General features: G+C 66.8%; 23 protein-coding genes and 1 pseudogene. 17 read left to right on the top strand and 7 right to left on the bottom strand.

Features of this window, described 5'->3' with window-relative positions:
* Positions 1-38: 38 nt before the first annotated feature.
* Complete coding sequence (gene ptsP, locus Q0105_RS04280; RefSeq protein WP_298209082.1) at positions 39-1,796, top strand: phosphoenolpyruvate--protein phosphotransferase; 1,758 nt, start codon at positions 39-41, stop codon at positions 1,794-1,796.
* 68 nt (positions 1,797-1,864) lie between these two features.
* On the opposite strand, the gene Q0105_RS04275 is transcribed toward ptsP, so the two are convergent.
* On the bottom strand, positions 1,865-2,698 hold the full coding sequence (locus Q0105_RS04275; RefSeq protein WP_298209080.1) for a DMT family transporter: 834 nt from the start codon (positions 2,696-2,698) through the stop codon (positions 1,865-1,867).
* A 71-nt stretch (positions 2,699-2,769) separates the two neighbouring features.
* Positions 2,770-3,474 carry an AraC family transcriptional regulator gene (locus Q0105_RS04270; protein WP_298209078.1) on the bottom strand — a complete coding sequence of 235 codons (705 nt, stop codon included), beginning with the start codon at positions 3,472-3,474 and terminating at the stop codon, positions 2,770-2,772.
* A gap of 182 nt (positions 3,475-3,656) precedes the next feature.
* Here Q0105_RS04270 and Q0105_RS04265 point away from each other — a divergent pair.
* Positions 3,657-4,016 (top strand): annotated as a pseudogene (locus Q0105_RS04265) (TnsA endonuclease N-terminal domain-containing protein); the annotation flags it as partial.
* A 78-nt stretch (positions 4,017-4,094) separates the two neighbouring features.
* Here Q0105_RS04265 and Q0105_RS04260 read toward each other — a convergent pair.
* Complete coding sequence (locus Q0105_RS04260; RefSeq protein WP_298209076.1) at positions 4,095-5,012, bottom strand: NAD-dependent epimerase/dehydratase family protein; 918 nt, start codon at positions 5,010-5,012, stop codon at positions 4,095-4,097.
* A 9-nt stretch (positions 5,013-5,021) separates the two neighbouring features.
* Positions 5,022-5,690 (bottom strand): GntR family transcriptional regulator, encoded by a 669-nt coding sequence (locus tag Q0105_RS04255; protein ID WP_298209074.1) that lies wholly within the window; start codon positions 5,688-5,690, stop codon positions 5,022-5,024.
* A gap of 139 nt (positions 5,691-5,829) precedes the next feature.
* Here Q0105_RS04255 and Q0105_RS04250 point away from each other — a divergent pair, with 139 nt between their 5' ends.
* Genes Q0105_RS04250 through Q0105_RS04235 form a run of 4 tightly spaced genes read left to right on the top strand, consistent with a single transcriptional unit; the run spans position 5,830 to position 11,559 of the window.
* Complete coding sequence (locus Q0105_RS04250) at positions 5,830-7,032, top strand: acyl-CoA dehydrogenase family protein (RefSeq protein WP_298209073.1); 1,203 nt, start codon at positions 5,830-5,832, stop codon at positions 7,030-7,032.
* Positions 7,029-7,802, top strand: coding sequence for an SDR family oxidoreductase (locus tag Q0105_RS04245; protein ID WP_298209071.1), 774 nt, complete (start codon positions 7,029-7,031; stop codon positions 7,800-7,802). Before Q0105_RS04250 ends, Q0105_RS04245 begins: the two co-directional genes overlap by 4 nt.
* Positions 7,799-8,833, top strand: a complete 1,035-nt coding sequence (locus tag Q0105_RS04240; protein ID WP_298209069.1) for a phosphotransferase — start codon at positions 7,799-7,801, stop codon at positions 8,831-8,833. The genes Q0105_RS04245 and Q0105_RS04240 overlap by 4 nt, the downstream gene beginning before the upstream one ends.
* Positions 8,833-11,559: a LuxR C-terminal-related transcriptional regulator gene (locus Q0105_RS04235; protein ID WP_298209067.1), complete on the top strand. Its 2,727-nt coding sequence runs from the start codon at positions 8,833-8,835 to the stop codon at positions 11,557-11,559. Before Q0105_RS04240 ends, Q0105_RS04235 begins: the two co-directional genes overlap by 1 nt.
* A 71-nt stretch (positions 11,560-11,630) precedes the next feature.
* Here Q0105_RS04235 and Q0105_RS04230 read toward each other — a convergent pair whose 3' ends face one another.
* Genes Q0105_RS04230 through Q0105_RS04220 form a run of 3 tightly spaced genes read right to left on the bottom strand, consistent with a single transcriptional unit; the run spans position 11,631 to position 14,700 of the window.
* A complete protein-coding gene (locus Q0105_RS04230) occupies positions 11,631-13,205 on the bottom strand; it encodes a methyl-accepting chemotaxis protein (RefSeq protein WP_298209065.1) in 1,575 nt (524 codons plus the stop codon).
* 2 nt (positions 13,206-13,207) lie between these two features.
* On the bottom strand, positions 13,208-13,690 hold the full coding sequence (locus tag Q0105_RS04225) for a cache domain-containing protein (RefSeq protein WP_298209063.1): 483 nt from the start codon (positions 13,688-13,690) through the stop codon (positions 13,208-13,210).
* Positions 13,691-13,713: 23 nt separating this feature from the next.
* Positions 13,714-14,700 (bottom strand): NAD(P)H-quinone oxidoreductase, encoded by a 987-nt coding sequence (locus tag Q0105_RS04220; RefSeq protein WP_298209120.1) that lies wholly within the window; start codon positions 14,698-14,700, stop codon positions 13,714-13,716.
* 250 nt (positions 14,701-14,950) lie between these two features.
* On the opposite strand from Q0105_RS04220, the gene Q0105_RS04215 reads away from it, so the two are divergent.
* The 11 genes from Q0105_RS04215 to Q0105_RS04165 all read left to right on the top strand — a co-directional run bounded on the left by Q0105_RS04215 (position 14,951) and on the right by Q0105_RS04165 (position 25,288).
* Complete coding sequence (locus Q0105_RS04215; protein WP_298209061.1) at positions 14,951-16,261, top strand: ABC transporter substrate-binding protein; 1,311 nt, start codon at positions 14,951-14,953, stop codon at positions 16,259-16,261.
* A 28-nt stretch (positions 16,262-16,289) separates the two neighbouring features.
* Positions 16,290-17,186: a branched-chain amino acid ABC transporter permease gene (locus Q0105_RS04210; RefSeq protein WP_298209059.1), complete on the top strand. Its 897-nt coding sequence runs from the start codon at positions 16,290-16,292 to the stop codon at positions 17,184-17,186.
* 11 nt (positions 17,187-17,197) lie between these two features.
* A complete protein-coding gene (locus Q0105_RS04205) occupies positions 17,198-18,181 on the top strand; it encodes a branched-chain amino acid ABC transporter permease (RefSeq protein WP_298209057.1) in 984 nt (327 codons plus the stop codon).
* Complete coding sequence (locus Q0105_RS04200; RefSeq protein WP_298209055.1) at positions 18,181-18,936, top strand: ABC transporter ATP-binding protein; 756 nt, start codon at positions 18,181-18,183, stop codon at positions 18,934-18,936. Before Q0105_RS04205 ends, Q0105_RS04200 begins: the two co-directional genes overlap by 1 nt.
* Before the next feature lie 5 nt (positions 18,937-18,941).
* Entirely contained in the window at positions 18,942-19,595 is a 654-nt protein-coding gene (locus tag Q0105_RS04195; RefSeq protein ID WP_298209053.1) for an ATP-binding cassette domain-containing protein, read from the top strand.
* A 13-nt stretch (positions 19,596-19,608) separates the two neighbouring features.
* Positions 19,609-20,832, top strand: coding sequence for an ABC transporter substrate-binding protein (locus Q0105_RS04190; RefSeq protein WP_298209051.1), 1,224 nt, complete (start codon positions 19,609-19,611; stop codon positions 20,830-20,832).
* Between the two features lie 73 nt (positions 20,833-20,905).
* Positions 20,906-21,616 (top strand): CoA transferase subunit A, encoded by a 711-nt coding sequence (locus Q0105_RS04185; protein ID WP_298209049.1) that lies wholly within the window; start codon positions 20,906-20,908, stop codon positions 21,614-21,616.
* A complete protein-coding gene (locus Q0105_RS04180; protein WP_298209047.1) occupies positions 21,616-22,260 on the top strand; it encodes a 3-oxoacid CoA-transferase subunit B in 645 nt (214 codons plus the stop codon). The genes Q0105_RS04185 and Q0105_RS04180 overlap by 1 nt, the downstream gene beginning before the upstream one ends.
* Before the next feature lie 119 nt (positions 22,261-22,379).
* Positions 22,380-23,363 (top strand): acetoacetate decarboxylase (ADC), encoded by a 984-nt coding sequence (locus tag Q0105_RS04175; RefSeq protein WP_298209045.1) that lies wholly within the window; start codon positions 22,380-22,382, stop codon positions 23,361-23,363.
* A 30-nt stretch (positions 23,364-23,393) separates the two neighbouring features.
* Entirely contained in the window at positions 23,394-24,827 is a 1,434-nt protein-coding gene (locus Q0105_RS04170; RefSeq protein ID WP_298209043.1) for a coniferyl aldehyde dehydrogenase, read from the top strand.
* On the top strand, positions 24,824-25,288 hold the full coding sequence (locus Q0105_RS04165; RefSeq protein WP_298209041.1) for a MerR family transcriptional regulator: 465 nt from the start codon (positions 24,824-24,826) through the stop codon (positions 25,286-25,288). The genes Q0105_RS04170 and Q0105_RS04165 overlap by 4 nt, the downstream gene beginning before the upstream one ends.
* Positions 25,289-25,295: the final 7 nt, after the last annotated feature.

Here is a 25,295-nt window from a genome sequence, read left to right as displayed (position 1 = left end):
CCCCGTATTTTTTGGCCCTGTTGTGAACCCATAAAAACATGACCTTCTCCGTCCACGGTCTTGCAGTCGCGCGCGGCATTGCCATTGGGCGTGCGGTGTTGGTGGCATCGAGCCGTGTGGACGTTGCGCATTATTTCGTAGAGCCCGACCAGATCGAGCGCGAGATCGAGCGGGTGCGCCAGGGCCGCAATGCCGTGGTCGAGGAACTGCAGCGCCTGCAGACCGACATGCCCACCGATGCGCCGCACGAGCTCACCGCGCTGCTCGACGTGCACCTGATGCTGCTGCAGGACGAGGCCCTCACGGGCGGCGTCAAGCACTGGATCACCGAACGCCTGTACAACGCCGAGTGGGCGCTGACCACGCAGCTCGAAGTCATCGCGCGCCAGTTCGACGAGATGGAAGACGAGTACCTGCGCGAGCGCAAGGCCGACCTCGAACAGGTGGTCGAACGCATCCTGCGCTACATGAAAGGCGTGGCCAGCCCCGTGGCGCCGCCCGCCAGCAGCCCGCGCCGCAAGACGCAGCAAGATTTGCTGCTCGACGACACGGTAGACGTGCCCCTGGTGCTGGTGGCGCACGACCTCTCGCCCGCCGACATGCTGCAGTTCAAACAAAGCGTGTTCGCCGGTTTCGTGACCGACGTGGGTGGCAAGACCAGCCACACCGCCATCGTCGCGCGCAGCATGGACATCCCCGCCGTGGTCGGCGCGCGTGCCGCGAGCCAACTGGTGCGGCAAGACGACTGGGTCATCATCGACGGCGACGCGGGCGTGGTCATCGTTGACCCCTCGCCCATCATCCTGGCCGAATATGGCTTTCGCCAGCGCCAGGTGGAGCTGGAGCGCGAGCGCCTGGCGCGGCTGCGCCACACGCCCGCCATCACCCTCGACGGCCACAAGATCGAGCTGTTGGCCAACATCGAACAACCTGGCGACGCTGCCACCGCCGTGCGCGCCGGGGCCCTGGGTGTGGGCCTGTTCCGCAGCGAATTCCTGTTCATGGGCAAAACGGGCAACCTGCCCGGCGAAGACGAACAATACAGCGCTTACTGCGAGGCCATCGACGGCATGCAAGGCCTGCCCGTCACCATCCGCACCATCGACGTGGGGGCCGACAAGCCGCTCGACAACAAGGCCCACAAGGACAACTACCTGAACCCGGCCCTGGGCCTGCGCGCCATCCGCTGGAGCCTGGCAGACCCGGCCATGTTCCGCACCCAACTGCGCGCTGTGCTGCGTGCGGCGGCGCATGGCAAGGTCAACCTGCTGTTCCCCATGCTGGCGCACACGCACGAGATCCAGCAGACGCTCGCCCAGGTCGACCTGGCCCGCGCCGAGCTGGACGCGCGCGGCGAGCCCTATGGCCCGGTGCAACTGGGCGCGATGATCGAAGTGCCCGCCGCCGCGCTCATGGTGCGCACCTTTCTCAAGTATTTCGACTTTTTGTCCATCGGCACCAACGACCTGATCCAGTACACCCTGGCCATCGACCGCGCCGATGAGGCCGTGGCCCACCTGTACGACCCCCTGCACCCCGCCGTGCTGCGCCTGGTGGGCGATGTGATCGCCGAGGGCGAGCGCCAGGGCAAAAGCGTGTGTGTGTGTGGTGAAACGGCGGGCGACGTGAGCATGACGCGCCTGCTGCTGGGCCTGGGCCTGCGCAGCTTCTCCATGCACCCCGCGCAGATACTGGCCGTCAAGCAGGAAGTGCTGCGCGCCGACACCCGCAAGCTCGCGCCCTGGGCGCAGCAGGTGCTCGACGGCGATGAACCTGCGGCGCTGCTGGCGTCGTAAGGATCATCAAAATTGATAGCTGCTAGCGCTTATTGGATAAGCGCTGGCAGCCTATTTTTCTTGAAAATTCAGCGCGCCCGCATGCCCATGATGGCGGCGCTGATGATCATCACCGTCGCCAGCGCAATGCTCCAGGTAAAGGGGCGGCCACTCACCACAATCAGCAGCGCGGTGGACAGCAGCGGCGTGAGGTAGCTCAGGATGCCGATGTGGCGCGCATCCCCGAGCTTGAGCGCCTTGTCCCACAGAAAGAACGACGCCCCCAGCGGCCCCAGGCCCATTGCGGCCAGCAGCGCCCAGTCGCGCGACTGCAGGCTTGCGGCGGGCTCTAGCGCCACATGGCACAGCAGCGACAGCACGCCCGACACCAGCCCGAACAGCCCAATGGCCGTGGTCGGAAAGGCCGCCACGCGTTTGGTGAGCAGCGAATACGTGGACCAGATGAACGCCGCCGCCAGCGCGGGCAGATAGCCCCAGGCCAGTGTGCCGCTCAGCTCGCGCCCGCCCACGATGGCGATGGCCGCACCCCCAAAACCCAGCAGCGCCGCCAACACATGTGGCAGGCGCAGCGCCACACCGGGCAGCACCACGGGCGACAGCACCACGATGAACAGCGGCCACAGGTAGTTGACCAGGTTGGCCTCGACCGGCGGCGCATGGCGCAGCGCGATGAACAGCAGAAAGTGGTACGCGAACAGCCCATACACCCCCAGAGCCAGCGTGCGCAACGGAATGCGCCACTGCGATGGATCGCGCAGCACGAATGGCCAGGCCGGCACGCTGCCGATGATGAGTGCGATGCCCGTGAGCAGGAACGGCGGAACGTGGGTGAGCGACACACCCAGCGAAGCGAGAGAGGCCCACAAGATGATGGCGCCCAGGGCATAGAGGTTGGCTTGCATGGCCTGAGCTTAAGCGCGCGGGCCGTCGCGCAACGATGGTGAATCGTCGCGCACTAATGGCGCTAATGGCATCAATGGCCGGTGCGGCGCAGCGCGGCGGTCAGTGCCGACGGCGAGTGGTAGCCCGTGCGCCGGGCCACTTCGGCCACCGCCATGCCACTGCCGCGCAGCAGCCGGGCCTGCGCCAGGCGCTGGCTGCGCAGCCAGGCCATGGCGCCCATGCCTTGTTCGTCGCGGCAGCGCGCGGCAAATTGGCTGGGGCTCAGATGTACCTGCGCAGCCAGGTCGGCCACCGTCAGATCGGTGTGCCACTGCCGGGCCGCCCATTGCTGCAGCGCATGCCAGTCCACGGTGCGGCGGCGTGCTGAGGATAGTGGTGCGGGCTCAGGGCCATCGGCCAGCCAGGCCTCGCGCAGCAGCGCCGGGCCATGGGCCTGCGCCAGCGGGCGGCCCTGCTGCAGCGCGCTGGCCAGGTAGTGCACCAGCGGTAGCGCCTGGGCCGGGGGCACCACGGCACCGCGCAGGCCCGCACACTGTGCCCAGGCCGGGTGCGCGCTGTCGAGCACCAGGCACAGGCTGCCATGGGTGGATTCAAAGTCGTGGCGGTACCCAGGGGCAATCACACAGCCGCTGCCGGATGCGACCCGCACGCCACGCCCTTCGACTTCCAGTTCCAGCGCGCCGGACAGGCCCAGCAGGACCTGGAAATGGTCGTGGCTGTGGCTGCCGGGAGAGGCGCCATAGCGGCGCAGGGAGATCTGGTCGAGGGCGTTCATGGTGCTGCCCTTTTTTGCGATGCGGGGAGAGGCCGGGTGCCCAATCTCTCAGACTGTCTTCGTTTCGAAGTTAATGAGAAAATCGCGTGAAATATTTGGCATGCTAGCTCGAAGTAGGTGAGAATTAGTAGCGAAGTAGGTGCGACTGGATCGGTCGCGCTGGTTGGCCGGGAGGGCCATGCATGCCCGTTCGCAAAGTTCCAAAGAATTATCTCTTCGTCACTGGCCGCCATGCAACAGCCCTTTCCGCGGAAATGGTGGAATTCGAGTCCACACTTGAGAAGGATTTCATGCTCCTTTTGGACTTCGATCCCCGTGTGTCGGGGTATGAAGCACAGCCTGTTGAGATCCCTTTGCCTGACGGGCGCTCGTATGTCCCAGATCTGCTTGTGCGGTTTCATCCGGGATCGGATGGGGTTGAGCCTCCTCGAGACCTCGTGGAGGTCAAAACCCAGGCATTCCTGGATCGCTACGCTGACGAATATGCGGCAAAGTTTGCCGCTGCAAACGCGTATGTGCTGGAGAAGGGCTGGCGATTTCAAAAGAGAACTGAGAAGGAAATCCGTACGCCGCGGCTCGCCAACATCAAGTTCTTGCGTGGGTATCTACTTGCGCTCCAGCTACTGTCGAATCAAGTCAAGACCTTCCCTGTACGTGGTCACCTCGAAATCCGGGAAGCGGCACTTGAACTTGGTGGAATCGAAGAGGTTGTCCTGCCCGTACCGGGGCAGCAGCTCCTTGATCTCGCGCACCTGGCTGGAGAAGAGGCTGGCGGCGGCCAGGGTCCACCGGCCGATGATCGTGTAGGCGGCATCCCGGCCGAAGACCTCGCTGGCCATGGCGACGAACTCCCGGTAGGTCGGCCGGTCATCGCAGCAAGGCAGGTGCCAGGTCTGCCCGAACGCATCCGGCGCATTGCCTAGGGCCGCCAGCGCGCGGCTCGCGTCGGGTGTCCAGATGAGCGTTCGCCGCGTGTCGTCGCGCACCGGCACGCGGGGTTTTTGGCCCGCCTGGAGCCTCTCGATCACCAGCGCGTTCGTGAAGCTCTGCGTCTTGCCCGGGCCATAGAACTCAGGCGCTCGGCCGATGAGGACCGGGATCTCCCCGCGCGCCATCTCTTTAAGCACCATGGACGCCATCGCCGCGCGCACCTTGCCCTTGCGCCCGACCGGCGCGAAGGGCGTTGCCTCCGTCTGCAGCCGGTCGTCCTGCGGGTACATGTAGGTGTTGTCGAAATAGGCGAACTTCGCGCCTGCCGCCCGGCATGCATCCAGGGCGTTTTGCAGCATCACGGGGAACTGCGTTTCCCACAGCTCGGTGTTTGGCGGCAGGCCCGCGGTGAAATAGACCACGCTGCTGCCCCTGACCGCATCCAAGGTCTGGCCCGCATCGAGGAGGTTGGCGGACACCAGGCTGTCGGTGTCGTGGACCTTGCGCGGATTGCGGCTGACGAGCCTCAGTTCACCGGGGTATTTGCGTTGCAGTTCCCGCGCCAGTTCCACTGCGATCTGGCCGTTCGCGCCCAATATCGTTTGCATCTCATCTCCTTACTGATCGGTTCTGCCAATGCTGCTGGAAAGCTGGCGGACGATGGCCTCGCGTACGTTCTGCACGTGCGCCATGCCCGCCGCGTCCGCGGCCTGCGCGTCGCCACGAAGCACGGCGTCGCACATGGCTTGGTAATCGCGCATGCGAACCTTCTGCAGGGTCGAAGGACGATGCTGCGCATAGACGATGGGCATCTGGATGGATGGAAAAAGTCGCTTCAACTCTCGGCTGCCGCTGGCATGGAGCAGCGCGCGGTACAGCCTGCGCCGCGCCCGCGCGAAGGCGTCGGGATCCTGGGCGGCATTGGCTTGGTCGAGTTCGATGAGCGACTCGCGGATGCAGTCGCCCGCCTGGCCGGCGGCAATGCCCAGGGCGGCGCTCCTGGCGAGCAGCCCGGTCATGCGCTCAGCCACGTCCAGGACTTCTAGGGTTTCCTGCAGGCTCAGCGACCGGATCGCCGCGCCCTTGTTGCGCGGTATCTCGACGACGCCTTGCGCCGCAAGTTGCTGCAGTGCCTCCCGTACGGAATTGCGGCTCACCTGGTATTGCTCCGCCAGATCGACCTCCACGAGCCGTTGGCCTGGAACGAGTTTCTGCTCGGCCAAGCCGTTCATGATCCCGTAGAACACCGCGCTCGATGCGCTGGCGGCGGCTTCATCGAAGCGCATGGGTTGAGGATTCCTGCATAGGTCAAGGAGGCAGTTGAGGGAGGTAAGACGCAGAGCGCCCTTTGGAGGTTGCGATTGTAATGTTTATCGATCTACAATATTGTCCAACAATTTTGTAGATCAATGAATCAAGGGCCACATGGATTTTTCTATCTCCCCCGAGTTGCACGCCCTGCGCGACAAGACCCGGCAATTCATCGCAGAGCAGGTGATCCCGCTGGAAAACGACCCGCGCCAGTCGCACCACGGCCCCGATGAGTCGCTGCGCCGCGAGTTGGTGGCGCGCGCCAGGGCGGCGGGCCTGCTCACGCCCCACGCCTCGCGCGAGATGGGCGGCATGGGCCTCACGCACGTGGAGAAGGCCGTAGTGTTCGAGGAGGCGGGCTACTCGCGCCTGGGGCCCACGGCGCTCAACATCCACGCGCCCGACGAGGGCAACATCCACCTGATGGAGGAGGTGGCCACGCCCGCGCAGAAGGAGCGCTGGCTGCGCCCGCAGGTGGCGGGCGAGCTACGCTCGTGCTTCGCGATGACCGAGCCTTCGCCCGGCGCGGGGGCCGATCCGTCCATGCTGCAGACCACCGCGGTGCGCGACGGCGACGACTACGTCATCAACGGCCTCAAGTGGTTCATCACCGGCGCCGACGGAGCGGACTACGCCATCATCATGGCGCGCATGGAAGACGGTTCGGCCACCATGTTCCTCTCGGACATGGACCGCCCCGGCATCACCCTGGAGCGCAACATGGACGCGATGGACGCCTGCTTCACCGGCGGCCACGGCGTGCTGCGCTTTCACGACCTGCGCGTGCCCGCCGCCGACGTGCTCGGCGAGGTGGGCAAGGGCTTTCGTTACGCGCAGGTGCGCCTGGCGCCCGCGCGCCTCACGCACTGCATGCGCTGGCTGGGCCAGGCGCGCCGCGCGCACGACACGGCATTGAACTACGTGCGCAAGCGCCACGCCTTCGGCAAACCGCTGGTGGAGCACGAGGGCGTGGGCTTCATGGTGGCCGACAACGACATGGACCTGCACACCGCGCGCCTGCACATCTGGCACACGGCCTGGCTGCTGGACCAGGGCGAGAAGTGCAACTTCGAGTCGAGCCGTGCCAAGGTCGTGTGCTCCGAGGCCGAATGGCGCGTGGTGGACCGCAGCGTGCAGATGCTCGGCGGCCAGGGCGTGACGGGCGAGACGCCGGTGATGCGCATCTTCACCGACATGCGCGCCTTCCGCATCTACGACGGCCCGAGCGAGGTGCACCGCTGGAGCATGGCGCGCAAGCTCGCCCACATGGCCGAGAAGGCCGAGGCCGAACTGCTGCGCGAAGGAGGTGTGGCATGAGCGCCGTGATGGATCAGTTCAGCCTGCAAGGCAAGCTGGCGCTCGTGACTGGCGCCTCCAGTGGTCTGGGCACGCACTTCGCAGAAGTGCTGGCCGCCGCCGGCGCCCGCGTGGCCCTGGCCGCGCGCCGCGTGGACAAGCTGCAGGGCGTGGTGGACGCCATCGCCGCGCAGGGCGGCGAGGCGCGCGCCTTCGCGCTCGACGTGACCGACAACGCCAGCGTGCGCGCCTGCTTCGACGCGCTGTGCGCTTGGGGGCGGCCCGACGTGGTGGTCAACAACGCGGGGGTGACGGTGACGCGTTCCGTGCTGGAGCAGACCGAACAGGACTTCGACCACGTGCTCGGCACCAACCTCAAGGGCAACTGGCTCGTGGCCACCGAGGCCGCGCGCCGCATGGTGGCCGCGGGCCGTGGCGGCAGCATCGTCAACGTGGCCTCCATCCTCGGCGAGCGCGTGGCGGGCGGCGTGGCGCCATACGCCATCTCCAAGGCCGGCGTGGTGCAGGCCACCAAGGCCCTGGCGCTGGAGCTGGCGCGCCACGGCATCCGAGTGAACGCGCTGCTGCCCGGCTACGTGGTCACCGATCTGAACCGCGACTTCCTCACGAGCGAGCAGGGCGACAAGCTGCGCGTACGCATCCCCAGCCGCCGCTTTGGCGAGGTGGCGGACCTGGACGGCCCGCTGCTGCTGCTGGCCTCCGATGCGGGAGCGGCCATGTCGGGCGCCACGCTGGCCGTCGATGGCGCGCACCTGGTGAGTTCGCTATGAGCGGCCCAGCGAATCCCTTGCCGGTGGAAGCGCTCGGTGATTACCTGCGCGCCCAGGGCCTCGCGGGCAGCGCGCCGCTGGAGGTGCGCGTGCTCGCGGGCGGCCAGTCCAACCCCACCTACCGCATCACGGCCGGCGAAGGCCGCGACTACGTGCTGCGCAAGAAGCCGCCGGGCACGCTGATCGCATCGGCCCACGCCATCGACCGCGAATACCGCGTGATGAAAGCGCTGGCAGGCACCGATGTGCCCGTGCCGCGCATGCTGCACTACTGCGAGAGCGGCGAGCTGCTGGGCACGCCGTTCTACGTGATGGATTTCCTCCAGGGCCGCGTGCTCATGGACCAGTCCCTGCCCGGCATGCAGCCCGTCGAGCGCCACGCCATCTACCGCGAGATGAACCGCGTCATCGCCGCGCTGCACGCCGTGGACTACCGCGCCGTGGGCCTGGGCGACTACGGAAAGGAGGGCAACTATGTGGGCCGCCAGATCGCCCGCTGGTCGCGCCAGTGCCGCGAATCCACCGTGCCCATGAATGAGGCCATGCACCACCTCATGGACTGGCTGCCCGCGCACTTGCCCGCGGGCGACGAGACCACGCTGGTGCACGGCGACTACCGGCTGGACAACCTCGTCTTCCATCCCACCGAGCCGCGTGTCATCGGCGCACTGGACTGGGAGCTGTCGACCCTCGGCCACCCGCTGGCCGACCTGGCCTACCAGTGCATGGCCTGGCGCATCCCGCCCAGCCTGTGGCGCGGCATCGCAGGGCTGGACCTGGCCGCCTTGGGCATTCCGCAGGAGGCCGAATACATCGCCTGGTACGAGCAGGCCACGGGCCGGCAGGCGGCCGGGCACTGGGATTTCTACATCGCCTACAACCTGTTCCGCATGGCGGCCATCCTGCACGGCATCGCCCAGCGCGCGGCGGAGGGCAACGCCACGGCCGAGGACGCGGCGGACAATGGCCGCAAGGCCGGCCCGCTGGCCGAACTGGGCTGGCAGGCCGCCCAGCGCTACATGGCACGGTGATGGACACCGGCGGCGGGGGCGGCTGGAGCCTGGCCCTCATCCACACCAAGATGACGCCGCCGCGCCTGGCGGGTGAACCCGTGGGACGGCCGGCTTTGCTGGAGCGGCTGGCTCAAGTGGCGGACAAGCGGCTCACGGCCATCGTCGCGCCCGCCGGATTTGGCAAGACCACGCTGATGACGGAGTGGCACGAAGCCCTGCGCCAGCGCGGCGATGCGGTGGCGTGGCTGACGCTGGACGAGGATGACGACGATGCGCAGCAGCTCGGGCACTACCTCGTCTCGGCCCTGCGCGGTGTGGGCCGCCGGGCCGCCGAGTTGCTGCAACACGACCCGCTCACGCCCATCAAGACCGTGCAGGCGGTGCTGCTCAACGAGATCGCGCAGGCGGGCCGCGAGGTATTCCTGTTCCTCGACGACTTCGAGCGCATCGGCTCACGCGCCAGCCTCGCGCTGGTCACGCGACTGTTGCGCTATGCGCCGGCCAACTTCCACGTCTGCATCGGCACGCGCCGCGATCCGGGCCTGCCGCTGGGCGCCTGGGCTCTGCCGGAGCAGGCCGTGACCTTGGACGCCGCCGCACTGCGCTTTTCCAACGACGACGCGCTGGCCTTCTTCGCGCGTGCGCACGGCGTGGCGCTCGACCGGCCCGGCATCGAACTCATCAACAGCGCGTCCGAAGGCTGGGTCACCGGCCTGCAGCTGGCGGCGCTGGCCCTGCGCAATGCCGACGAACCGGCGCGGCTGGCGCGCGAGCTGGCGGGCAAGAAGCTGATCGGCGACGCCTACCTGTACGAGGTCGTGCTCTCGCGCATGCCCGCGCCGGTGCTGCAGTTCGCGCTGCGCGTGTCGGTGCTGGAGCGCTTTTGCAGCGACGTGTGCGACGCGATGGTCAAGCCCGGCGGGCGCAGCTGGGAAAAGCTGGAATGGCTGCAGCAGCACAACATGTTCCTCCGTGCGCTCGACGACGAGCAGCGCTGGTTCCGCTTCCACACCCTCATGGCTGACGCGCTGCGCCGCCGGGCCGAAGTGCAGCTGGGCGGCGAGCTGACCGCGCTGCACCGCCGCGCCAGCCGCTGGTTCGCGGGCCAGCGGCTGTGGCCCGAGGCCGTGCGCCATGCGATAGCGGCGGGCGACGTGGAGCAGGCCGTGCAGTGGGCCGAGGGCTGCGCGGCCGCGCTGATCGACCGCAGCGACATTCCCACGCTTCTGGGCTGGTTCTCGCAGCTGCCCGTCGATCTGGTGCAGCGCAGCCTGCGGCTGCGCATCGCCAAGGCCTGGGGCTTGACCCTGTCCTTCCGCATCCCCGAGGCCGAGCGCCTGGTGCAGGAAATCGGCGACGAGATCGCGGTCCAGGATGGCTGCGCCGACAGCCCTCTGCCCGCCGAACTGGCGTCAGTCAGCGCGCTCATCGCGGGCTTCGCCGACGACACGCCGCGCTCGCTGGAACTGGGGCGCCGTGTGGAGCAGTCGCCCGTGCCCGTCTCGCGCTGGGCGCAGCGCTTCGCGCAGACCGCGCTGGTCTTCGGCCTGGCCTATGACGGGCAGTTCGGCGAGGTGCGCCGCCGCGCCGCCACGCCGCAGGAGATGGCCGATGGCGAGCCCGTCTATTCCAGCGTCTACCGGCAGAGCATGGTCGGGCTGGGCGCGATGGTGGAGGGGCGGCTGGCCGATGCCGCCCGCATCTTCGAGAGCGCGCTGCTGCGCGCCGAAACCGCCGTGGGCCGAGACTCGGCGGCGGCCGCCGTGCCCTCGGGCTACCTCGTGGCGCTGCACTGCGAGCGCGGCGACATGGCCGCCGCCGCCCGCGTGATGGACGGGCGCATCGCGCTGGCCAAGGAAGCATGCCCGCTGGGCTCGCTGCTGCGCTTTTGCCTGGGCAGCGCACGCGTGTACGCGCGCCAGGGCGATGTGGCCTCGGCGCTGGTGGTGCTGGAAGAGGCCCGCGAGGTGGCCGCCGAGCGCCATTGGCTGCGCCTGCGCGCCGGCTGCGATGCCGAGGCCATCCGCCTCTTGCTGCAGGCCGGGCGGCTGACCGACGCGCAGCAGGTGCTGGTGGAGCTGAATGGACTGATGCCCGCGCGGCGCCCGCAGCCCCTGGGGAGCTTTCTGGAAACCTGGAGCAGCTTCTGCTGCGCCTCGGCGCGCGTGGCCCTGGCCCAGGGCCGTTCCGAAGCCGCCGTGGATTTGCTCCAGCAACTGCGCGGGCAGTTGGACGCGGCGGGCATGCGCTATCTGAGCGCCTGCGCGTCGCTGCTGCTGGCGCTGGCCTGGCAACAGCAGGGCGAGGGCGATGCGGCCCTGGGGGCGCTGGAGGCCGCGCTGCGTTACGCGTGCGCCGAGCCCATGGCCAGCAGCTTCACCGACGAAGGCGCGCCGCTGTTGCAATTGATGGACAGGCTGCGCCGTGCTTCCCGGTCCATCGGCCAGCTCTACCTGCCCCTGCTGGACGGCTGGCTGGAAGGCAGCCCGCAGCAGGTGGCCGTGCCCCTGCAGCAACCTTCACCCGGCCTGGCCCGCGCGGCCACGTTGCTGAGCGCGCGCGAGGTCGAAATCCTCGAACACATTGCGCGCGGCCAGTCCAACAAGGAAATTGCCCGGGCGCTGAGCGTGGCCCCCGAGACCGTCAAATGGCACCTCAAGAACATCTTCGAGAAGCTCAATGTTGGCTCGCGCCTTGAGGCCGTGCAGGCCGGGTTGGGCCTGGCGCCTTTGGGTAAGGGGTGAGTGCTCCCAATTAAATAGCTGCTTGCGCTTGCTGCATAAGCGCTGAAGGCATTTTTCGCTTGAAAAATTCCCTAGGCACTCTCGGCCATGCGAAAGACGCTCACGGCCTGGTTGAGCGCCTGCGTCTGCACCTCCAGGCTACTGGCCGCCGCCGCGCTCTGCTCCACCAGCGCGGCGGTCTGCTGGGTCGCTTCGTCGAGGGCCAGGATGGAGCGGTTGATCTGCTCCAGCCCGGCGGACTGCTCCTGGGTGGCATGGTTGATCTCCTGGATGATGGCCGCCACATGCTGCGAGGATTGCACGATGTTCGACATGGTGCTGCCTGCGTCCGCTACGAGGCGGCTGCCCGACTCGACCTTTTCCACGTTCGCCGTGATCAGGTCCTTGATCTCGCGCGCCGCTTCGGCGGCCCGGCGGGCCAGGGCGCGAACCTCCCCGGCCACCACAGCAAATCCTCGCCCCTGCTCCCCGGCCCGCGCGGCCTCCACGGCTGCATTCAATGCCAGGATATTGGTCTGAAAGGCGATGCCGTCGATGGCACCGATGATGTCGGCGATCCGGTGCGAGCTGAGCCTGATCGCGTCCATGGTCGCCACCACCTGGTCCATGTGCCGGCTGCCCTGGCTGGCTATCCCCGAGGCATCGACGGCCAGGCGTGCCGCCTGGAGCGCGGCCTCGGCGTTGCTGCGGATCGATTCGCTCATCTGCTCGATGGTGGACGCGGTGGCCTGCAGGCTGCTGGCTTGGCTTTCCGTGCGCACCGACAGGTCATGGTTGCCCGCCGCGATTTCGCCGGAGGCCAGCAGCACCGAGTCCGACGAGCTGCGCATGGCGCTGATGACGCTTCGCAGGCTGTCGGCCATCCGGTTCAGTGCGGCGAGCAGTTCGCCGATCTCGTCGCCGCTGGCGTGGGGCAGGCGCACCGTGAGGTCGCCCTCGGCCACTCTCTCCGCAGCGGCCACGGCACGGCGCAGCGGCCGCACGACCGAGCGCGAGACCAGCCAGCCGGCGAGCCCGGCCAGGAGCAGGCCCGCCAGCGCGCTGGCCGCCATCAGCCGGGTGGCCGAGCGGCCTTCGGCCAGCACCCGCTGCTCCGCCGTGTCCGCCTGCTCCTGCTGCAGCCTCGCAAACTCCGCCAGGCGCTCCCGGCGCTGCTGCGACAGCGGGTCGAGCTGCTGGACCAGGATGTCCGCCGCGTCCTGGGATTGAAGCGCAAGCGCCATGTTGACGGCCTTGTCCACCACCGGCTTGCTGCGCTGGTCGAGCGCCCGGGCCTGCTCCAGCATCGCCTGCTCGGCACCGGTCTGGCGATCCTGCGCCAACTGGTCCAGCGTGGCGGTCAGCGCCTTGCCCGCCGCGCGGGCCGCAGCCGCCTGGGCCTGCATCTGGCTCACGTCCGTCAGCAGGCCTACCTGCCGCAACCGCATGTCCTGCTCCAAAACCAGCTGGACCATGTGGTTCGCGCCCGCCAGCCTTTGTCGCGACGAGGCCAGGTCTTCGCTGACCAGCTTCTGGGTACGGACGATGTTGAGGTATCCCATCACGCAGACCGAGAGCAGCAGCAGCGCCATCGTGCCAAAGCCCGCCGCCAGCCGCCGCGAGACCGTCCATCGGCCGGACGGCGGCGCGTGGCGGGATACGCTCACTGTCACTTGTAGACCCCGACGCAGATCAGGCCGCCGTCCACAGGCTCGCAGTACGAGCTTTTGGCCTCGATTTCCTTGGTCAGCGGGTTGGGCCACTTGTAGTCGATCCAGGCCGGTTTTCCGGTCTTGGCCTTCTCGACCATCTCAATGACATAGGACTTGCCGTCCGCGTCCTTGAGCTGCAGCAGGTCCCGGCCGATCATCTTCTCGTTGGTGGCATGCGCGATGTTCTTTCCATTCAGGTCGAGGACGAACACATAGAGGTCGCGGTCAACGAACGCGCCGCCCTTGCGCGAAAAGTCGGCCAGCGCCTTGTCTTTCCCCTCGCTCTTGAAATGCGCGACGGCCTTCTTGGTCATCGCGATAGCCTCGTCCCTGGTGCCGTGCCCGGGGCCCGCCGCCATGGATGCGGTGCCCGCCAGCAAGGCCGCTGAAAGGACGGCGCGCACAAAAATAGCCGTTGTGGACTGACTGGATGGATGCATGGAGTCTCCGTGGTTGGGTTGAACTAGCCGGCTACGCGCAGGATGATCTTGCCGATGTGGCTGCCGCTTTCCATCAGCCGGTGCGCATCCGCCGCGCGCTCCAGGGGGAACTGGGCATGGACGGTGGGCAGGCAGCGGCCCGCTTCAAGCAGCGGCCACACCTTGGCCTGCAGGTCGCGGGCGATTTCCGCTTTCTCATCGACCGAGCGCGCGCGCAGGGTCGAGCCCGTCACCGTCAACCGCTTGACGGCCAGGGTGAGCAGGTTGACGCTGGGCGCCACCTCGCCACCCAGGAAGCCGATGAGCAGCAGCCGCCCATCCTTGGCCAGCGCCGCCACGTTGCGCTCGAAGTAGGCGCCGCCCACGATGTCCAGGATGGCATCGACGCCCCGGCCGCCCGTCCATTCGCGTGCCACCTCCACGAAGTCGCATTCGGCGTAGTCGATCGCCTCCTGCGCGCCGAAGCGCAGCGCCGCCGCGAGCTTGTCGGCTCCGGAATCGGTGGCGAGGGTGCGGATGCCGAACTCCTTGGCCAGCATCAGCGTCGTTGAGCCAATGCCGCTGGTCCCGCCGTGCACCAGCAGCGTGCTGCCGGGTGCGATGTGGCCGCGCTGGAAGACGTTGGCCCAGACGGTGAAGAAGGTCTCGGGGATGGCGGCGGCGTGCAGCACATCCACGTTGCTGGGCACGGGCAGCGCCTGCGTGGCGGGCACCACGCAGTATTCGGCGTAGCCGCCGCCCTCGGTCAGGCCGCAGACCAGGTCGCCCACCTGGAACCCCGTGACACGCTCGCCCACCGCCACGACGCGCCCCGCCACCTCCAGGCCCGGGATAGGCGTGACGCCGGGCGGCATGGGGTAGGTGCCCGTGCGCTGCATGACGTCGGGACGGTTGACGCCCGCGGCCTGGACGCGGATGAGCAGTTCGTCCGGGGAGGGCGCGGGCACGGGCGCCTGCCGTGCTTGCAGTACCTCGGGGCCGCCGAAGCGGGTGATCTCCACCCGTTGCATGGTGGTAGGGAGGGCGGTGTCTTGCATGAGAAGTGCGTGCTTTCTGTCGTTGGTGTGAGGGTGTCTTGCAAAAGGTCTTGCGTGCAAAAAATTCTAGGAAGCACTGGCCTGTGGAGGTGCATCCGCGCGGGGAGGCTGGTGGGGGGGCGGGTCTTCCCCAGCCCTCCCCATCGGAGGGGGGCGTTTGCGAGGCACGCGCCCCTACGCTCGTGGCTCTTCAAGTTCCAACCCCCAACGAAGGAGACAAACCATGCATTTCCATCCACCGTTCCGCTCCCTTCTCTCTGCCGCCGCCGGCGCGGCCCTGCTGCTTTGCGGTGCCGCTGCGCAGGCGCAGGAGTCTTTCAAGATCGGCGTCGTGACCTTTCTCTCGGGCCAGGCGGCCGAGAGCTTCGGTATTCCCGCCGTCAACGGCGCCAAGGTGCTGGTGGATGCGTTCAACCGGGGCGCCGCGCCTGCGCCGTATGACAAGAAGGGCATCGGCGGCCTGAAGATCGAGGCGGTCTACGTCGATGAGGCCGGGGGAGCGACCAAGCAGGTGCAGGAGCTGCGCACGCTTTACGACCGCGAGAAGGTCGATGCCGTCGTCGGCTACGTCGGCTCGGGCGACTGCCTGGCTGTGGCGCCTGTGGCCGAGGAACTCAAGCGCTTCCTGATCCTGCACGACTGCGGCACGCCGCGCATCTTTGAGGACAACAAGTTCTCCTACGTCTTTCGGACCGCATCCCACGCCACGATGGACAACGTGGCGCTGGCGCGCTATCTGAAGGCGCGCAATGTCAAGGCAGGTTCCATCAACCTCATCAACCAGGACTACGCCTGGGGCCATGACGCCAAGGCCGATTTCACCGCCGCCATGGGCCAGTTCTATCCCGCTGCCACGGTTGGCCAGGACCTGCTGCCCAAGTTCGGCGCAGGGCAGTACGGCACGGAGATATCGGCCTTGCTGTCCAAGCCCGCCGACGTGACGCACACCAGCCTGTGGGGCGGCGACCTGCAGGCGCTGATGCTGCAGGCCGGGCCGCGCGGCCTGTTCAAGCGCACGCAACTGGTGATCTCAGCGGGCGACCACGTGCTGCCCGTGCTGGGCCAGCGCATGCCCGACGGCGTGATCCTGGGCGCGCGCGGAGCCTACGGGCAGATGGCGCCCAAGTCCGCACTGAACGACTGGTGGAACGAGGTCTATGCGAAGGCCAACAACGGCCAGCAGCCGTTGCATTCGCCCTACCGCATGGCGCAGGCCCTGCTGGGGCTCAAGCTCGCGGCAGAAAAGGCCATGGCCGCCAACGGGGGCAAGAAGCCTTCGCCGGAGCAGTTGGCCGCCGCGCTGCGCGGCAGCGAGTGGGATTCGCCGGGCGGCCGCATCCGCATGGCGCTGGCCGACGGGCACCAGGCCATCCAGGACACGGCCATTGCGCGCACCCGCTACGACGCCGCCAGCAAGAAGGTGGTGCTCGAAGACATCGCGCACTTCCCTGCGGAATGCGTGAACCCGCCCGCCGGCACCACGGCGGAGGCATGGATCAAGGCGGGCTTCCCCGGCGCCAAGAACTGCCCCTGACCACATCCTTTCCTCTAGGAGCCCGCACATGGATGGTCTGCTGACCCTGCTCATCGACGGCCTGAACTACGCTTCGTGGCTGTTCATCGTTTCCCTTGGCCTGACGCTGGTTTTTGGCGTACTGAAGATCCTCAACATCGCCCACGGCAGTTTCTACGCCCTCGGCGCCTATGCCGCCGCCAGCTTCGTCGGCTGGGCGGCGGGCATGGAATGGTCGCCCTGGACGTCGCTCGCCGCCATGCTGCTGGCGGCCGTTGCGGTGGCAATGGTGGTGGCGCCCGCCATTGAGCGCGGCCTGCTGCGCTTCTTCTACGGCCGGGACGAGGTGCTGCTGGTGCTCGTCACCTACGCCCTGTTCCTCGTCATGGAGGACGTGACCAAACTGGTCTGGGGCGCCAACCCCTACTTCGTGACCGAGCCCTATGGCCTGTTCGGCAGTGTTGATTTCGGGTCGATGTCCTACGTCGGCTACGACTTCGCGCTTTGGGGCCTGGCGGTGGCGGCCGGGCTGGCGGCGTGGTGGGCCCTGAACCGCACACGCCAGGGCAAGATCGTGCTGGCCGTGATTCACAGCGCGGAGGTGGCCTCCAGCATGGGCGTCCACGTCTCTCGCGTCTACACGCTGGCTTTCGGGGCAGGCGTGTTCCTGGCGGCCCTCGCGGGAGCCTTTACCGCGCCGATGATCTCGGTCCAGCCCGGCCTGTCGGTCAGCGTGGTGGTGCTGTCGTTCGCGGTCGTGATCATCGGCGGCCTGGGCAGCATCGAGGGCGCGGCCATCGGCGCGCTGCTGGTGGGGCTGGCCCGGTCCGCCGCAGTGCACCTGGCACCCGCGGCCGAACTCTTTGTCATCTACGCCGTCATGGCGGGCGTGCTGGTGTTCCGGCCCGAGGGCCTGTTCCAGCGCATCCAGGCACGCAAGATCTAAGTCAATTTCACATGAACACCATCATCGACTCAATGGCCCTCGTGCGAGGGTCGCAAAGGCCATCGCGCTCTTTGCATGCGCTGGCTGCCACGGCCGGGACATTGGCCGTACTCGCCGTGGCCGGCCTGTACGCCCCCGCCTGGCTGACCTATCTGGTCACGATCGCGGCAGGCAATGCGCTCGTCTCGCTCGGCATCGTGACGCTGATGCGCGGGGGCGTGGTCTCCTTCGGGCAGGGCATGTTCTTCGCGGCGGGCGGCTACGGGGCGGCCCTGCTGTTCACCCATGTGGGATGGACGGACGCCCTGGCGCTGGCAATCTCCGGCGGGGCGCTGGCCATGCTCTTGGCCTTGCCCTTCGCGCCGCTGCTTGCACGCTACCGCGGCATCTTCTTCGCAACGCTCACGCTGGCGCTGTCCATGGTCGCCTATGGCGTGCTGATGAAATGGCCGGAACTCGGTGGATCGGACGGCTTCACCGTCGGCAGGCCGACCTTGCTGGGCGAGCGGCTCGATGGGCCGGCCGGCTCCTACCGGCTGTTCCTGCTCACGATGGCATTCGCGGCGGTGATCGGGTTCCTGGCGCGGACCTATTTCGCTTCGCCCGCCGGACTGGTCACCCTGGCCGCGCGGGACAACGAACTGCGCGTGGAGTACCTGGGCGCCTCGGTGCGGCGGCTGATCGGTGCCAACTTCCTGATCGCCGCGTTCTTCGGCGGCGTGGGCGGTGCCCTGGTCGTGCTCTCGTTGGGTCACGTCGAGCCCGCTTTCAGCTACTGGACCACTTCGGGCGAGTTCGTCTTCATCGCCGTCCTGGCGGGATACCGCAGCGTGCCGGCGGTATTCGTCGCCAGTTTCCTGCTGGAGATCGTGCGCTCGTTCTCCAGCGCCTACTTTCCCAACACCTGGCAGCTTGCGCTCGGCCTGTTCCTGCTGCTGGTCATCCGGTTCCTGCCGCAGGGCATCGGCTCTCTTTGGACACGGGAGGCACGCTGATGCAAGCCATTCTTGAAGCCCATGGCGTCGCCAAGCGTTTCGGTGCCGTGGTAGCGGCCTCGGACATCACGGTCAAGATTGGACCTGGCGAGCGCGTCGGTCTCATCGGCAGCAACGGTGCGGGCAAGACCACCTTCGTCAACATGATCACCGGCTATCTCAAGCCCGATGAAGGGCAGATCAAGCTGGCCGGTACCGACATCACGCGCCTGACGCCCCGTGCCATCAATACGCTTGGCGTCGCCCGATCCTTTCAGATTCCGCAGCTTTTCGGCGAACTGTCCGTGCTTGAGAACATGCTGGTGGCGCTGGCCTGCCGCAATGGCGGCTCCAGCTTCCTGCGGTCTGCCCGGGATCCCGTGCGCGTCGAGCAGGCGGACGACCTGCTGCGGCGTTTCCGCCTGCTGGAACACCGCCGCAGGCGCGTCAGCGAACTGCCGGGTGGCGTGCGCAAGTTGCTGGACATCGCAATGGCGTTGACGGCCCGGCCCAAGCTGCTGCTGCTGGACGAGCCGACCAGCGCGGTCGCCGCCGATGAGAAGTTCCAGATGATGGACACCATCATGTCCGCGCTGGAGGAAGATCCGGACACGCCCGTGCTCTTTGTCGAACACGACATGGACATCATCGGCCGGCACGCCACGCGCGTGATCGCGTTCTACAGCGGCCGCATCATTGCAGACGACGTGCCCGCGTCTGTCCTTGCCCAGAACGACGTGCGCCGGTACGTCACGGGCGAACTCTCTGCGGAGTGACCAGCATGCTCGAAATCCAAGGCATCCATGTATCCATCCAATCCGTCGCGGTGTTGCGCGGGCTGTCCCTGAGCGTGCCCGAGCGCTCCTTGGTCGGGCTCGTCGGGCGCAACGGTGCGGGAAAAACCACCCTGATGCGTTCGCTGATGGGGCATCTGCGCCCGTCCCAGGGCCATATCCGATTCCACGGCCACGACCTCTGCGCCCTGGCGCCGCACGAGCGCGCCCTGCTGGGCATCGGCTACATGCCGGAGGACCGCGGCCTGGTGCCGGAGCTGACCGTCGAAGAGAACATCCTGTTGCCCGTGTGGACGAACCGCAAGCTCTCGGAGGCCGAACGCCTGGCATTCGTCTACGGCATTCTCCCGGAGGTGAAGGAGATGCGGGACCGCAGGGCACTGCTTCTGTCTGGCGGGCAGCAAAAGCTGGTCGCACTCGGGCGCGCGCTCGCCGCTGGCACGAAGCTGCTGCTGCTCGACGAACCTTTCGAAGGCGTCGCACCCGCACTCAGCAAGCGCCTGGCGGACGTGATCCTGAAGCTTAAGTCCAGCGACCTGTCCATCCTCATCTCGCAGAGCGACCTGAACCACTCGCGGCGCGTCGTTGAGGCGGAGTACACCATCGAGCGCGGCGCGAATGCCGATGCAGTCCATGCCTAGGTTACGCCGCAGGTTGCTGCAGGGCGCCACGGCCCTGGCGGGCGCCGCGGTGGGCTGGCCGGGCATCTCACTCGCGCAGAACAAGCCGATCAGGATCGGCATGCCGACGGTCCTCACGGGGCGCATTGCGATGATGGGCAGGTCCTCGCGCAACGGCGCGATGCAGGAGGCCGAGAAGTTTAATGCCGCGGGCGGCCTGAACGGCCGGCGCATCGAGATCGTCGTGCGCGACTCCAAGGGCCAGCCGCAGGAGGCGGCCCGCAACGCACGCGAGCTGGTGACCAGGGAGGGCTGCGAGATCCTGGTGGATGCGGAGCCGTCCTCCGGCGCCCTGGCCGTGCACGAGGTGGCGCGCGAACTGGGCGTGCTGTGCCTGCACACGGTGTCGGAGGCATCCTCGCTGACGGCGGACCCGAAGCTGCACGTGCCCACTGCCTTCCGGTGCGCGCGCATGGCCATTCACGACGCCATCGTCGGCGGGGCCTATGCCGCGAAGGTCTCCCGCGACAAGGGCGTGCGCCACTGGATGACCTGCTCGCCGGACTACGCCTACGGGCGCGACACCACGGCGGAGTTCCTGACCTACCTGCGGCGCTTCAACAAGGATGTCGAAGTGATCGGCGAGTTCTGGCCCCAGTTCATGCAGCCGGACTACAGCAGGGAGCTGGCGCGCATCGTCCTGAGCAAGGTGCAGGCCGTCTATTCGGCGCTGTGGGGCGGGGACCTCGCGGCGTTCATCGACCAGGGGAACATCTTCGGCTTCTTCAACAGGCTGGAATTCTTTTCGCCGAACATGGCCGACTACACGGTCCTCGCTGCGACGAAGTATGTCCCGCCCAGCATCCACTCCGGCAACCGGTACCTGCGTGGCTTTCCGAGCACGCCGGCCAACCAGGGCTGGGCGGATGCGTACCTGGCAAAGAACCGCGAGATGCCCACCAACTGGAGCTGGGCCAACGCATCGGCCATCAGCTTTCTCGCGGTCGCGCTGAAGGCGGCGCAGAGCACGGATGGCAAGAAGCTCTCCGAGGCGCTGCGGGGGATGAGGATCCCGTCACCTTTCGGCGCCAACGGCGAACTCACGCTGCGTGCGCAGGACCACACGCTGATTGGCTATGCCACCGGCTGGGGAGGGCTGACCACGACGGAGCCCTACATGCCCTCGCCGGTAGCGGGTGACTGGAAGCTGATCCTGGAGCTGGAGGCGGAGTGGAAGAAGGGCAAGGCCTGGGCGTGACCCTCCGAAACGCCAGGGCAGTTCCGCAGGTTATCCAGTCAATCTGATTTTTTTTGCAATAGAGGATGCATAGATGGAGAAAGTCTTTTCCAGCGCACAGGAAGCGCTTTCTGGGCTGGTGCGGGACGGCCAGTTGGTCGCGGTCGGAGGCTTCGGCCTGTGTGGCATCCCGGAAGCATTGATCGATGCGCTCCTGCAGTCCGGAGTGCAAAACCTCACGGCTGTCTCCAACAATGCAGGGGTGGATGACTTCGGGCTTGGCAAGCTGCTTCGTTCGCGGCAGATCAAGAAGATGATCGCCAGCTATGTGGGCGAGAACAAGGAGTTCGAGCGCCAGTATCTGGCCGGAGAACTGGAGCTGGAATTCACGCCGCAAGGCACGCTGGCCGAAAAGCTGCGCGCTGGCGGAGCGGGCATCCCGGCCTTCTTCACCCGGACTGGCGTCGGAACGGTGGTGGCGCAGGGCAAGGAGTTGCGTGAGTTCGGTGGCAGGACCTACCTGCTCGAAGAGTCCCTGGTTCCGGATCTCGCACTCGTCAAGGCCTGGAAGGCCGATCGTGCGGGCAACCTGGTGTTTCGGCGAACGGCGCGCAATTTCAATCCAGCGGTCGCGATGGCGGGAAAACGGTCCGTGGCCGAGGTAGAGCATCTGGTTGAAACGGGCGATCTGGACCCTGATGAAATCCATCTGCCGGGGGTCTATGTGCACCGCATCGTCGTGAATGCCATGCCCGAAAAGAGAATTGAACGCCGCACGGTGCGGGCTGCAGCAGGAGCTTGGTGATGGCCTGGAACCACGATCAGATGGCGCTGCGCGCAGCCCGCGAACTGCAGGACGGCTTCTACGTCAATCTTGGAATCGGCCTTCCAACCAAGGTCGCAAACTTCGTCGCCAATGACATGGAAGTCTGGCTGCAGAGCGAAAACGGCATGCTCGGCATCGGGCCCTATCCCACCGAGCAGGAAGTCGATCCAGATGTGATCAACGCCGGCAAGGAAACGGTGACGACGATACCCGGCACCAGCATCGTTGCATCGCATGAGAGCTTTGCGATGATCCGAGGCGGAAAGATGGACTTGTCGATCCTCGGGGCGCTTCAGGTCAGCGAAAGCGGGGACCTCGCGAACTGGATGATCCCGGGGAAGATGGTCAAGGGCATGGGCGGCGCCATGGACCTCGTCGCCGGAGTGGCCCGGGTCATCGTGCTGATGGAGCACGTTGCCCGTCGCAAGGACGGAGGCTGGGAGCCGAAGATCCTCCCCCGGTGCACGCTGCCGCTGACGGGGGTTGGCGTTGTGAGCCGCATCATCACCGACCTGTGCGTCCTCGATGTCACGCCCCATGGCCTGAAAGTCGTGGAGATCGCGGATGGCGTATCGCCGGAGGCGCTTCAAGGCATGACCGGAGTGTCTCTTGTCTTCAGTTGAGCACTGCCGTCGAGGCTGAATACACCATTGAACCCAGCACCCACGCGAAGCGATTGACATTGAAGTCAACTTCAAACTTATGCTTCGCGGCGATGTCATTCCACCTCCAAGGCAACACCATGAAAAGTACTTCCCTGGCCCCTGTCTTCGGCGCATGCCTGCTGGCCGTAGCCCCACTCGCGCAGGCGGCCGAAACCACCATGATCAAGATCGGTGACCACGATGTACCCGTGGTGAAAGGCGGCCTGTACGACCGCTTCCGCTCCAACCCGCCGCTGTCCGTCATCGCAGCCGAGGCGCCAGGCACCGATCTGAGCTGGTTCAAGGGCATCGCCAAGGAGAAGGTCGATATCGGCTTTGAAAGCTATTCGCCCAACTTCTATTACAAGAACAGCCGTATCACGGCCATCTTCACGGCCGACCTGGCGCGGCTGCGCGAGTTGATTCCCGCCCAGGTGTTGGAGCAGGTGCAGCCGCTGCAGGTGTGGCCGGGCCGGGGTGTGGTCGCCCTGACTGCGTACGCCTACCACTACTGCGACAACGACAGCTACAACGAAATCGGCCTGTCCGTGGTCACCAACCAGCCAGGCAACTCCAACTGGGGGCCGTTCACCCTGATGCGCCAGTCCTCGGCAGATAGCTTCTGGGGCTACGTGCTCAAGCTGCCCGTCGATACCGAACTGGCACGGGTGCGTGGCGTGGTGGGCTACAACCTGCCCAAGTGGCTCACGCGCATCGACTACAGCGAGAACGACAGCAACGTTGTTGTCAAAATCTTTGACAGCGAAACCAAGAAGCTGGACGTGACGCTGGAGACCCAGAAGCTCGACGTCACCTCAGCCAGGGAAAGCCTTGTCACGAACAGTTTCACCAACATCGACCAGCAAGGGCAACTGACCACAGGCTATACCACCTCGCGCCAGTTGCGCCATGCCAGCACGTCCAGTTCGGACGCCGTGCAGCTCACGCTCGCGGATGGCAGCCTCTCGCGCTTCATTGAGTCGCTGAAGCTGGGCAAGATGGTCAAGTACGAGTACGTGCCCGACTTCCAGGCGGCGCTGTACGCGCCCAAGCCGCTGAAGTCCTCTTCCGCCACCAAGTAACCGCGCCGCGCAGGAACCGGGAGAGACTCCATGACTGAAGACAGCACCCGCATGGCCACCCTGCTGAACCGGCAGCGCAGCGCTTTCCTCCACGAAGGCCCGCCGAGTCTGACGTTGCGCAAGGCCCACCTCGCCCGACTGCGTACAGCGGTGCTCAAGCACCGCGAAGCGCTGAAGGACGCGGTCAGCGCCGATTTCGGCAACCGCTCGCGCCACGAGACCGACATCATGGAGCTGTCCTGCGTCATCCAGGCCATCGACTACCTCTCCAGCCACCTGCGCCGCTTCATGAAGCGCGAGCGCCGCCATGTGCCTTTCTTCTTCCGCTCCGCGCGTGCCTATGTGGAATACCAGCCGCTGGGCGTCGTGGGCGTGATGGCGCCGTGGAACTACCCCATCTCCCTCACGCTGGTGCCGCTGGCCACCGCCCTGGCGGCAGGAAACCGCGCCATGCTCAAGCCCTCGGAGCTGACCCCGCGCACCAGCGAGGCGATGCGGCGCATGCTGGCCGAGGTTTTCACCGAAGAGGAAGTGGCCGTGGTGCTGGGCGGCCCCGAGGTCGGCGCTGCGTTCAGCGCCCTGCCGTTCGACCACCTGCTGTTCACGGGCAGCACGCAGGTCGGCCGCAAGGTGATGCGTGCCGCCAGCGACAACCTGGTGCCCGTGACCCTGGAGTTGGGCGGCAAAAGCCCTGCCATCGTGGCGCGTGGCCACGCAAACGCACGCACTCTGCAAAGCATCGTGTACGGCAAGCTGTCCAATGCCGGTCAGACCTGCGTGGCGCCAGACTACGCCCTGGTGCACGAAGGCGACCTGGAGGCCTTCATCGCCCAATACGCCACCACCGTTCAGCGCTTCTATCCGGAGGGTTTCGGAAGCCTCGACTACACGACCATCGTCAGCGACCGCCACTACGACCGGCTGCGCGGGCTGGTCGAAGACGCGCGCCGCCGCGGTGCCCGCGTGATCGAGGTGGGAGAGCGCCCCGTCCAGGCGGCCGGGCGCCAGCGCACCCTGGTGCCGACGCTCGTCGTCAACGCGGGCGACGACGCACCCCTGATGCAGGAGGAAATCTTCGGCCCGGTCCTGCCGGTGCGCACCTACCGCCAGATCGATGAAGCCATCGCCTACGTGAACGCGCGGCCCCGCCCCCTTGCGCTCTACTACTTCGGTGCGGAGGACAGCGACTGCGCCCAGCTGCTCGCGCGTACCACCTCCGGCAACGTGGGCATCAACAACACGCTGATGCACGTGGCGCAGGACGACCTGCCTTTCGGCGGTGTTGGCCCGAGCGGCATGGGGGCCTACCATGGCGTCGAGGGCTTCCGGGCGATGAGCCATGCCAAGGGTGTGTTCGTACAGGGGCGCTGGAATTTCCCCGGTTTGTTGCATGCGCCGTTCGGCAAGCTCGCCGACAGGGCGGTTTCGCTCACGCTAGGCAAAGCCAAGGCGTCGTCATCATGAAGATCGGAGAACTCGCCCAGCGCACCGGCCTTGCGCCTTCGCGCATACGCTTCTATGAACGTATCGGCCTGCTGAAGGCGGTGGAACGGCAGGCCAACGGCTACCGCAGCTATTCCGAAGATGCCGTCCTCGTGCTCAGGCTGATCACGACCGCGCAAAAGGCGGGCTTCAGCCTGGATGAGCTGCGCACGCTGCTGCCCAGTGGGCTGGCCTCCTGGGAGCATGGCGTCCTGATCGGCACCTTGCGCCGCAAGGTGCAGGACATCGAGGCACTGGAGACGCAGCTTGCCGAGAGCAAGGCGCACCTGGTCGAATTGATGGCCCAGATTGAAGCCAAGCCCTCTGACATGGACTGCGCCGCCAACGCCAAGCGCGTGCTGTCGGAAATGAAACTGGATGCTGATGCTGACGGGACGCTGCCTACCCCCCAGGCGACCCGCTCGGCCCTGAACTGGCCTTGACGGCCTA

The organism is Acidovorax sp. (assembly GCF_027492855.1).
In the GTDB taxonomy this organism is placed as follows: domain Bacteria; phylum Pseudomonadota; class Gammaproteobacteria; order Burkholderiales; family Burkholderiaceae_C; genus Acidovorax.
Note: the sequence above shows the minus strand (reverse complement) of the source record. Positions and strands in the feature narration are given on the sequence as shown.

Excerpts from the sequence above, each read along its gene's own strand:
- ptsP (WP_298209082.1), top strand. The coding sequence starts at position 39 with ATGACCTTCTCCGTCCACGGTCTTGCAGTCGCGCGCGGCATTGCCATT.
- Q0105_RS04275 (WP_298209080.1), bottom strand. The coding sequence starts at position 2,698 with ATGCAAGCCAACCTCTATGCCCTGGGCGCCATCATCTTGTGGGCCTCT.
- Q0105_RS04270 (WP_298209078.1), bottom strand. The coding sequence starts at position 3,474 with ATGAACGCCCTCGACCAGATCTCCCTGCGCCGCTATGGCGCCTCTCCC.
- Q0105_RS04260 (WP_298209076.1), bottom strand. The coding sequence starts at position 5,012 with ATGCAAACGATATTGGGCGCGAACGGCCAGATCGCAGTGGAACTGGCG.
- Q0105_RS04255 (WP_298209074.1), bottom strand. The coding sequence starts at position 5,690 with ATGCGCTTCGATGAAGCCGCCGCCAGCGCATCGAGCGCGGTGTTCTAC.
- Q0105_RS04250 (WP_298209073.1), top strand. The coding sequence starts at position 5,830 with ATGGATTTTTCTATCTCCCCCGAGTTGCACGCCCTGCGCGACAAGACC.
- Q0105_RS04245 (WP_298209071.1), top strand. The coding sequence starts at position 7,029 with ATGAGCGCCGTGATGGATCAGTTCAGCCTGCAAGGCAAGCTGGCGCTC.
- Q0105_RS04240 (WP_298209069.1), top strand. The coding sequence starts at position 7,799 with ATGAGCGGCCCAGCGAATCCCTTGCCGGTGGAAGCGCTCGGTGATTAC.
- Q0105_RS04235 (WP_298209067.1), top strand. The coding sequence starts at position 8,833 with ATGGACACCGGCGGCGGGGGCGGCTGGAGCCTGGCCCTCATCCACACC.
- Q0105_RS04225 (WP_298209063.1), bottom strand. The coding sequence starts at position 13,690 with ATGCATCCATCCAGTCAGTCCACAACGGCTATTTTTGTGCGCGCCGTC.
- Q0105_RS04220 (WP_298209120.1), bottom strand. The coding sequence starts at position 14,700 with ATGCAACGGGTGGAGATCACCCGCTTCGGCGGCCCCGAGGTACTGCAA.
- Q0105_RS04215 (WP_298209061.1), top strand. The coding sequence starts at position 14,951 with ATGCATTTCCATCCACCGTTCCGCTCCCTTCTCTCTGCCGCCGCCGGC.
- Q0105_RS04210 (WP_298209059.1), top strand. The coding sequence starts at position 16,290 with ATGGATGGTCTGCTGACCCTGCTCATCGACGGCCTGAACTACGCTTCG.
- Q0105_RS04205 (WP_298209057.1), top strand. The coding sequence starts at position 17,198 with ATGAACACCATCATCGACTCAATGGCCCTCGTGCGAGGGTCGCAAAGG.
- Q0105_RS04200 (WP_298209055.1), top strand. The coding sequence starts at position 18,181 with ATGCAAGCCATTCTTGAAGCCCATGGCGTCGCCAAGCGTTTCGGTGCC.
- Q0105_RS04195 (WP_298209053.1), top strand. The coding sequence starts at position 18,942 with ATGCTCGAAATCCAAGGCATCCATGTATCCATCCAATCCGTCGCGGTG.
- Q0105_RS04185 (WP_298209049.1), top strand. The coding sequence starts at position 20,906 with ATGGAGAAAGTCTTTTCCAGCGCACAGGAAGCGCTTTCTGGGCTGGTG.
- Q0105_RS04180 (WP_298209047.1), top strand. The coding sequence starts at position 21,616 with ATGGCCTGGAACCACGATCAGATGGCGCTGCGCGCAGCCCGCGAACTG.
- Q0105_RS04175 (WP_298209045.1), top strand. The coding sequence starts at position 22,380 with ATGAAAAGTACTTCCCTGGCCCCTGTCTTCGGCGCATGCCTGCTGGCC.
- Q0105_RS04170 (WP_298209043.1), top strand. The coding sequence starts at position 23,394 with ATGACTGAAGACAGCACCCGCATGGCCACCCTGCTGAACCGGCAGCGC.
- Q0105_RS04165 (WP_298209041.1), top strand. The coding sequence starts at position 24,824 with ATGAAGATCGGAGAACTCGCCCAGCGCACCGGCCTTGCGCCTTCGCGC.